10 protein-coding genes and 1 tRNA gene are annotated in these 11,911 nt (G+C 39.7%); 7 read left to right on the top strand and 4 right to left on the bottom strand.

Annotation, left to right across the window (positions count from 1 at the left end; all coding sequences use genetic code 11):
* Nucleotides 1-146 precede the first annotated feature (146 nt).
* Nucleotides 147-932 (bottom strand): hypothetical protein, encoded by a 786-nt coding sequence (locus tag M3085_RS08225; protein ID WP_249052767.1) that lies wholly within the window; start codon nucleotides 930-932, stop codon nucleotides 147-149.
* A gap of 2 nt (nucleotides 933-934) precedes the next feature.
* Nucleotides 935-3,862 carry an N-6 DNA methylase gene (locus M3085_RS08220; protein WP_249052766.1) on the bottom strand — a complete coding sequence of 976 codons (2,928 nt, stop codon included), beginning with the start codon at nucleotides 3,860-3,862 and terminating at the stop codon, nucleotides 935-937.
* Between the two features lie 85 nt (nucleotides 3,863-3,947).
* Between M3085_RS08220 and M3085_RS08215 the strand changes: the two genes are divergently transcribed.
* The gene (locus M3085_RS08215) at nucleotides 3,948-4,883 is read left to right on the top strand and encodes an IS5 family transposase (protein ID WP_249052765.1); all 936 of its coding nucleotides are present in this window, start codon (nucleotides 3,948-3,950) and stop codon (nucleotides 4,881-4,883) included.
* 52 nt (nucleotides 4,884-4,935) lie between these two features.
* Here M3085_RS08215 and M3085_RS08210 read toward each other — a convergent pair.
* Nucleotides 4,936-5,019 (bottom strand) — tRNA-Leu (locus M3085_RS08210).
* 611 nt (nucleotides 5,020-5,630) lie between these two features.
* On the opposite strand from M3085_RS08210, the gene M3085_RS08205 reads away from it, so the two are divergent.
* From M3085_RS08205 to rnc, 3 genes are read left to right on the top strand one after another with little or no spacing between them, the layout of a single operon-like run.
* Nucleotides 5,631-5,867, top strand: a complete 237-nt coding sequence (locus M3085_RS08205) for an acyl carrier protein (protein WP_022353800.1) — start codon at nucleotides 5,631-5,633, stop codon at nucleotides 5,865-5,867.
* A 13-nt stretch (nucleotides 5,868-5,880) separates the two neighbouring features.
* Entirely contained in the window at nucleotides 5,881-7,146 is a 1,266-nt protein-coding gene (fabF, locus tag M3085_RS08200) for a beta-ketoacyl-ACP synthase II (RefSeq protein ID WP_191710882.1), read from the top strand.
* 2 nt (nucleotides 7,147-7,148) lie between these two features.
* Nucleotides 7,149-8,114: a ribonuclease III gene (gene rnc / locus M3085_RS08195; RefSeq protein ID WP_191710881.1), complete on the top strand. Its 966-nt coding sequence runs from the start codon at nucleotides 7,149-7,151 to the stop codon at nucleotides 8,112-8,114.
* A gap of 22 nt (nucleotides 8,115-8,136) precedes the next feature.
* On the opposite strand, the gene M3085_RS08190 is transcribed toward rnc, so the two are convergent.
* Nucleotides 8,137-8,655 (bottom strand): histidine phosphatase family protein, encoded by a 519-nt coding sequence (locus tag M3085_RS08190; protein ID WP_178256450.1) that lies wholly within the window; start codon nucleotides 8,653-8,655, stop codon nucleotides 8,137-8,139.
* Nucleotides 8,656-9,207: 552 nt separating this feature from the next.
* Here M3085_RS08190 and frr point away from each other — a divergent pair.
* From frr to M3085_RS08175, 3 genes are all read left to right on the top strand, one after another.
* Nucleotides 9,208-9,768: a ribosome recycling factor gene (gene frr, locus M3085_RS08185; protein ID WP_178257206.1), complete on the top strand. Its 561-nt coding sequence runs from the start codon at nucleotides 9,208-9,210 to the stop codon at nucleotides 9,766-9,768.
* Nucleotides 9,769-9,865: 97 nt separating this feature from the next.
* Entirely contained in the window at nucleotides 9,866-10,801 is a 936-nt protein-coding gene (gene rsgA, locus M3085_RS08180) for a ribosome small subunit-dependent GTPase A (protein WP_249052764.1), read from the top strand.
* A 27-nt stretch (nucleotides 10,802-10,828) separates the two neighbouring features.
* Nucleotides 10,829-11,911 carry an efflux RND transporter periplasmic adaptor subunit gene (locus M3085_RS08175; protein WP_178257208.1) on the top strand — a complete coding sequence of 361 codons (1,083 nt, stop codon included), beginning with the start codon at nucleotides 10,829-10,831 and terminating at the stop codon, nucleotides 11,909-11,911.

The raw sequence follows: 11,911 nt of genomic DNA, 5'->3' as shown, positions 1-11,911 counted from the left end.
ATTGTAATTATAGGACTAAAAGCAGGAGATTTTTATGTGTAGCTTATAGATTGCAAGTAAGCCTATCTCTATTTTTTATTTTGAGACAGCCTCTTTTTAACTTTGTGAAAATAATCAGAATAGCAATTCTACGGCAGAAATATTATTTATTGAATAAAACCCATCTCTTGGCAATATTCGTTGACTACCTTTTTAAAATTTTTGAGTTTAGTTTGATATCCTCGATGTTCTGTAATAAGAGAGCTCACACTCATTTCATTACATATAAGTAATTCATTAACAGACAGTTTGAAGCTTTGTATCATTTGTTCTATTAATAAATCTTTTGCTTCTTTATAATCTTCAAATTCTCCAGCACAGAAACTAAGTAAAATTTCCGAATACCATTTTCTTATAGACTCATTCATGCATCTATGAATATTTTGCATTGATGTTAAGATGCTACTAACTTTTGCATCATAGCTTTCTTCTGTAAGAATATTAAATTTTCCAGACGCGTGTGCCATATCATTCCTAGCATCTACTAAGTCACTCACATTTGCTATTTGAGATTTATCCAAACATATGATTTTAAACAACTTGGCAATATCTTTTTCTGGCAACAGGCTATATGCAAAGATGGAATTTGCTTCCTCAATCTTAAGATCCTTTTCTCTGCCGCTATATGGTCGAGCAAAGACAATTACATCTTGATATCTTTCAGGAACTATTTGACTAATCTTCCAAGCTGTACAATATATGTAAGTCATATAGAGTAAATGTACTCCAAAATAAGCAAATTGATATTGTTCATACTTATAATTTACAGCTATTAAACTCGTAATATTATTTATATAACTATTAATATCTTCTTCATCGTTTGGGTTTATAGGAAGATAGTTTAGTATTTCTTGCAAATACGGAATTTCTGTATAGTCTATATCTTCTGCCATAATTAATTATCCCAGATATTATTAATCTTATCATTTATCTTCTTCTCAAAAACTTTAATAAGTTCTTTTGAGGAATCAATCAGTTTTTTCTCAGCACTAATTTCATCCAATATCTTTTTTTGTTCTTCAAGTGAGGGTACTGGTATTTGATACTGCTTAACATAATTAATCTCTACACGTTGTTGTCCTGCTGTTCCAGTCATATGATTCTTACCTCCATTAATAAAAGTAGGAGTGTTAATGTGGTAGAAAATCCATTCAGGATATACCACATCTGTTTTTGCCCTGATTACAATATATTCAGTAGAGCCAAAGCCTATACCATTTTTCAAATTTCGAGCAATACCTGCTTTCCCATTCTCAAAGCATGGCGTTATCTTTGCCAATAAAATATCATTGTCTCTGAAATAGGTAAAACCAGACTTTACATCTTTAAGTCTTCGTTCTTCGTCTGTTGTAAAATCAGAGTTGAAAACATTTAATTTTGCCATTGGCACAAATGAAACAACAGTCTCATTAGACAACTCTTTTATGTCATCTTTTGATGGCCTAATTACAGCAATATCTTCTAACTGAAGAAGGTCACCTTTATTATAATCAATATGTGGTAAATAATTATTTAATACACTTTTTGCTCCGTGTATTATTTGTCTATATGATTCGAGTTCTGAGACAATTTTGCGTTGTTCCTCTATTGTTGGTAGTGGTATCTGTTGTGATAAAACAGAATCTTTAGATATAGAAGGTGGATTAGCAAGAGTCGCCCATTTAGATATATCAATAGAATTAAGGATATACCACATAAACTTAGGTAAAATCTTCTCTCCACAAATAATACCCATTACATTATTATCAAAAATAGCTGGTTTGGATAGAATTCGTTTTTTATTTGTTGCGATAGCAGCTCCAATCTTTGGGAAAATTACTGTACCTTGTGGGGCTAATGACCATTTTTGTTGCTGTGCCAACTCTATAGAAACATAATTATTACTATCAACCATTTCTGTTTCATTTCCCATAGAATTCATATCACTCACTTTGTAGAATGGTATAGTGCCTTCTTGACCTTGTAATGTCATAGGGAATCCGTATCCACTAACCAATTTTGAAACATCTCCTATCGTTACAATTTCGTAATCAGAGACTATCTCTTTATGTTTTCTATATCTACTCCCAACAAGTATATTAGAGTTTTTGCGAACTTTATCTAATGGGATAATTTCAAATCCCACTTTTACCATATCTTCTACTTGATCTGCATCGAATTTTCGAAATTCTTCATACTTGGCTAAATCGCTTGGAGTATCAAGTTTACGCCTATGGTTATCTAATGTATATCCATCACTCTTTACATCAAAATACCAGAAATCTTTTTTCTTCTCTGATTTCTTGATTTTCTGATTTACTTTTGTCGCATATATTATATCTGTTTTTACCCCTGTATAAGGCAAGAATACCCCCTGTGGCAATGATATAATACTCTGTAATTGACAATTGTCCAATAGATACTCTCTTGTTCTTGTTAAATCTTTGCGAAACAAGAATCCTTCAGGTACGACCAATGCCATTCTTCCATTGGGAGATGCACTATTTATTGCCTTCATACAATGTTGTACACATATACTATCTCCATTTGTTGTTGGGAGGTCGTATAAATCACCGTGTTTTGTCTTTTGAGAATAAGGCATGTTGGCAAGTACAATATCATATCCATTATGATGAATATTTCCATCATTGTCTTTCCAGGTAGTTTTGCCATCAATAGGATTGGCTAAACTATCACGCATGTTAATATTACTGTGACCATCTCCTGCAAGAATCATATTCATCTTAGTAATACGAGCTGTATTGGTAATCTCATTGCCATATACAGTGCTTTCTTTTAGTGTCTTAAGGTTTGCTTCTGTCCGTGCCATATTATTATATATGTAACGAAAACTTTCAATCAAGAAACCTCCTGTACCGCAAAAAGGATCGTATATGGTTTCTCCAATTTGAGGGTTTACAAGTCTAACCATTGTTTTAACAATATGTCGAGGTGTAAAATATTCACCTAAATCGTTCTTGGTCGCAGTAGAAGCCTTCAAAAAATATTCAAATGCATCACCTTTTACATCGCTATCTACATCAGTTAGAGTTAATGGATCTAGTTTATCCATTATTTCTTTTAAAATACTTGCATCTCTAATTTGAAGAGGTGTGAAAATATCCGTGTTGTACAGGGAATTCAGTTTTTCATATACAGTCTTATTTATATAATCTATGCGAGTTGTAAATGGGATATTTTTAATACTATCCCAACTACAGGCTGTTGCATCAAATAGAGTTTTTATTCCACTTTCTCTTTTTATTTGTTCACTTTCACTGATGAGTTTTAGAAATAATATATTTGCAAATTCTCCAAATCTCTCTATACCTGCTCGAAGACCTTCACCTCTTAACATATTATTAGCTTCGTCAAAGATGCGAATGAGTTCTTTTCTGTCATATTGCACTTTTGGGCTAACAGTATTTACTTCGTATGTATTAAGATAGCGTAGCGCCAGAGTTTCCCTAATAAATTCATCAATTTCTTCTCCATTTAAAATTGGAGGGCGATTTGCATCAGTATGATAAGCCTTGCAAAATACACCATCTGTAGCAAAAACTAAAGGTGCATTGATTTTGCGTGCATAGCTAATACCCTGTTCCATTGCAGCATCAAGGCGAGTACCTTTCTTTTTTGCTTCGATTACAATCAATGGGCGATCACTTTCATTAGAGTATAAAACATAGTCAGGACGTTTACCTCCAAGAAGTTTACGCTCTGTCTCAGTTTTAGGCTGCTCTACAAAGACATTTTTATCCTTGCCGTCTAGCTTCCAACCTAGATTGGTCAAGGCGGTATCAATGAGTAATCTTGTATCTGCTTCTAATGGCATAGTATTCATACGAGTAAAATTTTATAGTGTACTATACACCTAATTTAATTTACAAAAATAATGAAGTGATTTAAACTTATTTATATAGATTACAATGTTGTCAAACAGCGTACAAATAGCATTATTCATTATATTATGGGTGACCAAACTCATTCATAATAAACAACCTATGTACGCTGTATTGGACAAAGATACGATAAAAAACGAAATACTTCCTCATCTTTCTGTGGCAAAACGCGGTTTTCAATTAAAAAGTAGTCTGATTGAAGTCATCAATACCATTCTCTATAAGTTAAAGACCGGATGCCAATGGGAATATCTTCCCGTGAAAGAACTGTTCAGCGGCAAGGTCCTGAAATACGGTGCTGTATTTCACCATTACAATAAGTGGAGCAAGAAAGGTGAATGGAAGTCGCTTTGGCTGCAACTTTTGGACAAGCACCGTTCGGAACTTGACATGTCAAGTGTGGATCTTGACGGAAGCCACACTCCGGCTATACGCGGTGGGGAAGAAGTCGGCTATCAGGGAAGGAAAAAACGCAAGACGACCAATGCCCTTTATCTTACAGACAGGAAAGGGCTTCCTCTCGCCATGTCCGTTCCGAAAAGCGGGGAACATCATGACACGCACAATATTGTTGCTGTAATGCAGAACATGATGGAAGACATGGCAAAAGCCAACATCAGAACGGACGGGCTTTTCCTGAATGCGGATGCCGGATTTGATTGTGCAGCCCTCCGCTCCGTGCTCAAAAGTTATGGAATTGTGTCAAACATCTGTATCAACAAAAGAAATGGAACGACAAACGACAGTATAGTCCTTGATGAATTGTTGTATAGGGAACGATACTCCATAGAACGGACAAACGCGTGGATGGACAGTTTCAGAACTATTTTGAATCGATTTGATACAACGCTCAGAAACTGGGAATCATGGAACTATATCGCTTTTTCCGTTTTGCTATTGAGAAAATGTGTAAGGAAGAGAAAAGGTTGTTGCTCCTGTATCAGGATATGTAGGATAAAATAATAAAATGAAATCGGCTGAGTATTGGTTATAAAATACTCAGCCGATTTCTTCGTACCCAGACCCGGGGTCGAACCGGGATGGATGTTACTCCACTGGTGTTTGAGACCAGCGCGTCTACCGATTCCGCCATCTGGGCAACTGTTTCGCTTAATTGCGGTGCAAAGGTAAGTCATTTTTCCGATACTCACAAATTTTGGAAAACTTTTTCTCTAACTTTTTTCTTGACAATCTGAATTGAAGGCATAAAAAAAGGAGTACCGCTGTACTCCAACCTTTGTTAACCTTAAAATCTAATACTATGAAAAACACGATGCAAAGATACGGACTTTTTGTAAACTGACAAGTGTTTCTTCCTAAAAAATGTGTTTTATAACATAGATTAAGAGTTTTCATGTATATTTACTGATTAAAACCTTACGAAAGTGAGGGCGGAATTTCTATGGATAGCGTTGGTTTGCACTACTGTTAACGTCTTGAGGTTTATCTCGTTGTTTCCTTCGATGCTACGGATAGGTATTTTTCGGATTGCTTGTGTGGGAAGAGAGTTGACAGCCTGAAGGAAATACCCCGACTGTTTCCGGTACGTTTTAAGGCAATCAAGTCTTATTTTTCTGCACACTATCTATAAAAATGTGCAAAGAAAATACATTTATTTGCCTGAATATTTGGTTAAGACAAGAAATATTTATTCCTTTGCACCGAAAAAATCAATAATTTATTTATTTATAAACTTAAAAAATTAGAATTATGTCTGAAATCGCATCAAAAGTACAGAAAATTATCGTTGATAAATTGGGCGTAGAAGAATCAGAAGTAGTACCTACCGCAAGTTTCACTAACGATTTGGGTGCAGACTCTTTGGATACCGTAGAATTGATTATGGAATTTGAAAAAGAATTCGGTATCTCTATTCCTGACGATCAGGCAGAAAAAATCCAAACTGTAGGCGACGCTATTTCCTACATTGAAGCTAACGCAAAATAATTTAATTTCTCTTATGGAATTAAAAAGAGTAGTAGTAACGGGTCTTGGCGCGTTGACTCCGGTTGGTAATACGGTTCCGGAATTTTGGAACAACCTTGTAAACGGAGTGAGCGGGGCAGGACCTATTACTCATTTTGATGCGTCAAAATTTAAAACGCAATTCGCTTGCGAGGTAAAAGGATTCAATGCCAATGATTTTATTGACCGAAAAGAGGCTCGCAAGATGGACCTTTATACGCAGTACGCAATTGTGGCTGCCAAAGAAGCCGTAGCGGATTCCGGCATTGACGTTGAAAAAGAAGATTTAAACAGAGTCGGAGTTATCTATGGTGTCGGCATCGGAGGTCTTCATACGTTTGAAGAAGAAGTGCTGAATTATGCGCAGACGAAAGATACCATCGGGCCGCGATTCAATCCTTTCTTTATCCCGAAAATGATTGCCGACATTGCAGCCGGACATATCTCAATGATATACGGTTTTCATGGACCTAACTTCACCACAACCTCGGCTTGTGCTTCATCATCTAATGCCATTGGCGCAGCATTCGATTTGATTCGTTTGGGCAAAGCTAACATTATCTTGGCAGGAGGAGCTGAAGCTACTATTTTCCCGGCAGGTGTGGGAGGATTTAACTCCATGAATGCTTTGTCTACCCGCAATGACGACCCCACTCATGCTTCACGTCCGTTTAGCGCAAGCCGCGACGGTTTTGTGATGGGAGAAGGAGCCGGATGCCTGATTCTGGAAGAATTAGAACATGCCAAAGCGCGCGGTGCAAAAATATATGCCGAATTGGCCGGTACGGGAGCTTCTGCCGATGCTTATCATATCACGGCTTCTCATCCAGAAGGTTTGGGAGCTAAGTTGGTTATGTCGAATGCATTGGAAGATGCCGGAATGAAACCGGAAGACATCGACTATATTAATGTACACGGAACTTCTACACCGGTAGGTGATATATCTGAGGTGAAAGCCATCCAAGCATTGTTCGGAGACTATGCTTATAAACTGAACATCAGTTCTACGAAGTCAATGACCGGACACCTGTTGGGAGCTGCCGGAGCGGTAGAAGCTATTGCTTGCGTATTGTCTGTAAAGAACGATATTGTGCCTCCGACTATCAATCACGAAGAAGGGGATAACGATGAAAATATTGATTATAACCTGAACTTCACTTTCAACGAGGCTCAAAAACGTACCGTTCGTGCCGCATTGAGCAATACCTTTGGTTTTGGCGGACACAACGCATGTGTAATCATGAAAAAATACGCCGAATAACCGTGGTTTGTAATATAATAGATAAGATAAGACTCCTTTTCCGAAAAGATAAGGAGTCTTATCTTTGTTTTTATAGGATGTTGGGATTTTATCCCAGAAATATCGAGATCTACCAGCAGGCTTTGCTGCACAGGTCTTCATCGATTAAAGAAAAAGGCCGGCTGCTGAACAACGAGCGGCTGGAATTTTTAGGCGACGCCATCCTCGATGCCATTGTAGCCGATATCGTTTATAAGCATTTCGAAGGTAAACGCGAGGGCTTTCTGACGAATACCCGTTCTAAAATCGTTCAGCGCGAAACGCTCAATCGTGTAGCCGTAGAAATAGGGTTGAATAAACTGATTAAGTATGCCACGAAGCAGTCTTCGCATAACAGTTATATGTGTGGCAATGCTTTCGAAGCCCTTATTGGAGCAATTTATTTAGACAGAGGCTATCGGGTGTGTAAAAAGTTCATGGAAGAACGTATTATCGACCGCTATTTGAATCTGGAAAAAATTTCACGTAAAGAGGTTAATTTTAAGTCGAAGCTGATAGAATGGAGTCAGAAAAATAAATTTGAGATAGAATTTAATTTGCTGGATCAGTCAGTAGATGCAGACCAAAACCCCACGTTCGAGACTCAAATAACGGTAGAAAACATCCCCGCAGGTTCCGGAAAAGGTTATTCCAAGAAAGAATCGCAGCAGGAGGCTGCCCGTGAAACGTTATCGAAAATTAAAAGCGACCCGCAATTCATCGATGCCATTTTTGCGGCAAAGGCTGAACGCGAACAGGCGCAGGAAGCAAAGACTGAAGCCGATGGAATGCCCCAGCAGGAAGAAACCGTTCGGGAAGAACTGTTGGAAAGCAAAAAAACTGCAGAAAAGTATGATGACGTAGAGCGTATTATCAGCGAAGCAGAAGAAGCAGCTTTTCTTGAAGAATCGGTCAAAGCATCGAAAGAGAATAAAAAAGAAAAAGTGTAATAGTCAGTAAGCGTTCTGACTATTACATAATTTCAAAACGGCGTACTTCGGCATTCTGCATGTGACCGATACTGCGTAATGCGTCTGCTTTTATGCCGAGAATATGTGCTTCGATAGAACGGTTTATTTGTCCGTGAGCTACTACAAGCACCCGTTTCCCCTCGTAATGTTGTTTTAAGTAATCCAAAAAGCGTCCGGCACGGGCATACAACATCTCGCGCGTTTCGGCATCGGCAGGCGGATTGTTCAGCTCCACAGAGTTCAGCGACAAGCCGGTCCAGCTTCCCCAATCAATCTCACGCAGCAACGGTGTTTGTTCCCACGGCAGCCCCCGATATCCCACGGCAAGCGAAACGGTATCTGTTACCCGCTTCAGATCGCTGCTGATAATTGCATCCAAACTTATATCTTTCAATTTCCGTCCCATTTCCTTTGCCTGACATTTCCCTGTCTCTGTTAACGTTCCGGGTAAATGTCCCTGAAAAATGCGGTTCAGATTTTCTTCCGTCTGCCCGTGACGGGCTAAATAAAGTGTAATCATTCGTCTGACATTTATTCTCACAAAGATAACCATTTAGGGGATGTGTACAAAGAGCTTGTTCAAACTTTATCCGACTTGGTCAGAAGCCTGAAAAACGCTACCCATAGAACCGGTCAACGCTATGGGTAGAATCGGTCAACGCTATGGGTAGAATCGGTCAACGCTACCGCATGAGTTGGCCAACGCTAACGGTAGCGTTTTTCGGGGTATAACGGCGGATAATTTCGGCTTATGCTTCCGCAAGCGGAAAATTTTAGAAACTGTTTTGAATTTATCGTGCGATGATTTGGGATGATTTTTTGAGGCATTTCCGCTTGTGTGATAAGGAAGATAGCGGGCTATCTGACGAAGAACAGAAGTGGAAAAGACCGAAAAATCGCCCAAAGCGCACACGAAAACGGATACATCAAGTTAAGAAAAACTTTTTGTAGAAATTCAAAACAGTTTCTTAATAGGTTTGAATTATATTTGGAAGAGAGGAAAAGATTGCTTACTTTTGTTCACATTAAAGCCTTATTTTGCACAAACTTAAAACAAACAAGTATATTGATTATGGCAGACTCAAAAACGATTATCAGCGGAGCTGAAGAGAAAATGGACATGGCAGTCATGTATTTAGACGAATCATTGGCTCACATTCGTGCCGGAAAAGCCGACGTTCGCCTGCTGGACGGAATTCGTGTAGACTCTTACGGAAGCATGGTTCCTATCAATAATGTGGCAGCAGTTACTACGCCCGACGCTCGTAGTATCGCCATTAAACCGTGGGATAAGAATATGTTCCGTGTCATTGAAAAGGCGATTATTGATTCTGAACTGGGAATCATGCCGGAAAATAACGGTGAAATCATCCGCTTGGGGATTCCTCCTTTGACCGAAGAACGACGCAAGCAACTGGCAAAACAGTGTAAGGCAGAAGGTGAAACAGCCAAAGTGAGTGTTCGTAATGCGCGCCGTGATGCAATCGACGCACTGAAGAAAGCCGTAAAAGACGGTATGCCGGAAGACGAACAGAAGAACTCGGAAGCCAAATTGCAGAAAATTCACGACAAGTATATCAAGCAAATAGACGATTTGCTTGCAGCTAAAGATAAGGAAATCATGACTGTATGATGTAAAGATTGGAAATTGGAAATGGAGAAGCGGAAATATGAAACCGTATAACAAGGCGGGGGTTTTTGTTTCTCTATTTTCAATTTAAAGAGAGTTTATGGATAAAGGTTTAGTTATAAAAAATACAGGAAGTTGGTATGTAGTAAAGACCGACGATGGACGGACGGTAGAATGTAAAATTAAGGGAAATTTCCGTTTGAAGGAAATTCGCAGTACAAATCCTATTGCCGTGGGCGACCGGGTTTCGATTTCGGTCAATGCCGAGGGTACGGCTTTTATTACTTCCATAGAAGACCGCAAGAATTACATTATACGCCGGGCTTCCAACCTCTCCAAGCAGTCGCACATCATTGCTGCCAACTTAGACCAGTGTATGCTGGTTGTTACAATCAATTATCCTGAAACTTCCACCATCTTCATCGACCGTTTTCTTGCTACAGCCGAGGCATATCGCATACCTGTTTGTTTGGTTTTCAACAAAGTAGACTTATATACCGAAGACGAGTCTCGTTACTTGGATGGATTAATTAACCTTTATACCCATCTTGGGTATGCCTGTTACAAGGTTTCGGCTTTAAATAACACGGGCATTGATGCTGTCAAGGCAGCACTGGCAGGAAAGGTTACGTTATTCTCAGGCAATTCGGGCGTTGGAAAGTCGACACTTATTAATGCCATACTTCCGGAACAACAGCTCAAAACGGGAGAAATCTCGGCAGCCCATAACAAGGGAACGCATACTACTACTTTTTCGGAGATGTATCCGGTAAATAAGGAAGGCTATCTTATCGACACGCCGGGAATCAAAGGATTTGGAACGTTTGATATGGACGAAGAAGAGGTGGGGCATTATTTCCGGGAAATATTTGAATTTTCGGCAAACTGCAAATACAATAACTGCACGCATCGTCATGAGCCGGGTTGCGCCGTGCGCGAAGCGGTGGAAAAACATTACATTAGCGAGTCGCGCTATGCCTCTTACCTGAATATGCTGGAAGATAAAGAAGAAGGGAAATACCGCGCTCCGTATTAGCACAAAACATTAATCACTGAAAAACACATGGACAAACGCATCAAATGGGGAATTATCGGTGTGATAGGAATTGGTTTGGCCGTATTGGGAATCCGTACTTTCACACCCAGAGAGAATGAAGATTTATCGGAGGCGGAACGTTCGCTGCCGAGAGAATCAACTTCATCGAAAGCATTGAATGTAAACGCGAAAATCATAAAGCCGCATTTGCTAACCGAAGAGCTCTTCGTAACCGGTAGACTTGTGCCCGACGAGGAAGTGAATTTATCGTTTGAAACATCGGGAAAAATAATAGATATTAATTTTCAGGAAGGAACCTTCGTTACCGAAGGACAGTTGTTGGCAAAGGTGAACGACAGTCAGCTACAAGCCCAACTGAAACGGCTTGAAGCTCAAATGCCCCTTGCCGAAGACCGTGTGTTTCGTCAGAACGCACTGCTTCAGCGTGACGCCGTAAGTAAGGAGGCTTATGAGCAGGTAAAAACCGAACTTGCCACACTTCATGCCGATATAGAGAATGTGCGTGCCAGCATTGATATGACGGAACTTCGTGCGCCGTTCGACGGCATTATCGGTTTGCGCCAAGTGAGTGTCGGAGCATACGCTTCACCTACTACGGTAATCGCAAAATTGACGAAAATCACCCCGCTGAAAGTGGAGTTTGATGTCCCCGAACGGTATGCCCATCAGATAAAGAAAGGAACCAATCTTTCTTTTGAAATCGAAGGACATCTGGATTCTTTCAACTCAACGGTCTATGCAACCGAATCGCGCATTGACGATGAAACCCATACATTGACCGTGCGGGCGCTTTACCCTAACGAGGGCGGCAGCCTGCTTCCGGGACATTATGCAAATATCCAATTAAAACAACAGGAAATAGCTGATGCCATTGCCATTCCTTCCGAAGCCATAGTGCCGGAAATGGGCAAGAATAAAGTTTTCATTTATCGTTCGGGGGTAGCTCAGCCGGTAGATGTAGAAATAGGTATTCGTACCGATGCGGAAGTACAGATTTTACGTGGGTTGGCAGCGGGCGATACGATTCTCACCTCCGGTACTTTGCAGTTGCGTCAGGATATGCCGGTTATCATAGATAAAATCGATTAA

It is taken from the genome of Bacteroides caecicola, from assembly GCF_023337095.1.
Classification (GTDB): Bacteria; Bacteroidota; Bacteroidia; order Bacteroidales; family Bacteroidaceae; genus Phocaeicola; species Phocaeicola gallinarum.
The sequence above is the reverse complement of the archived record's forward strand: the minus strand, read 5'-3'. Positions and strand labels throughout refer to the sequence as shown.

What these genes read in the sequence shown, in the direction of transcription:
- M3085_RS08225 (WP_249052767.1), bottom strand. Translation starts at nt 932, where the DNA reads ATGGCAGAAGATATAGACTATACAGAAATTCCGTATTTGCAAGAAATA.
- M3085_RS08220 (WP_249052766.1), bottom strand. Translation starts at nt 3,862, where the DNA reads ATGAATACTATGCCATTAGAAGCAGATACAAGATTACTCATTGATACC.
- M3085_RS08215 (WP_249052765.1), top strand. Translation starts at nt 3,948, where the DNA reads ATGTTGTCAAACAGCGTACAAATAGCATTATTCATTATATTATGGGTG.
- M3085_RS08205 (WP_022353800.1), top strand. Translation starts at nt 5,631, where the DNA reads ATGTCTGAAATCGCATCAAAAGTACAGAAAATTATCGTTGATAAATTG.
- fabF (WP_191710882.1), top strand. Translation starts at nt 5,881, where the DNA reads ATGGAATTAAAAAGAGTAGTAGTAACGGGTCTTGGCGCGTTGACTCCG.
- M3085_RS08190 (WP_178256450.1), bottom strand. Translation starts at nt 8,655, where the DNA reads ATGATTACACTTTATTTAGCCCGTCACGGGCAGACGGAAGAAAATCTG.
- frr (WP_178257206.1), top strand. Translation starts at nt 9,208, where the DNA reads ATGGCAGACTCAAAAACGATTATCAGCGGAGCTGAAGAGAAAATGGAC.
- rsgA (WP_249052764.1), top strand. Translation starts at nt 9,866, where the DNA reads ATGGATAAAGGTTTAGTTATAAAAAATACAGGAAGTTGGTATGTAGTA.
- M3085_RS08175 (WP_178257208.1), top strand. Translation starts at nt 10,829, where the DNA reads ATGGACAAACGCATCAAATGGGGAATTATCGGTGTGATAGGAATTGGT.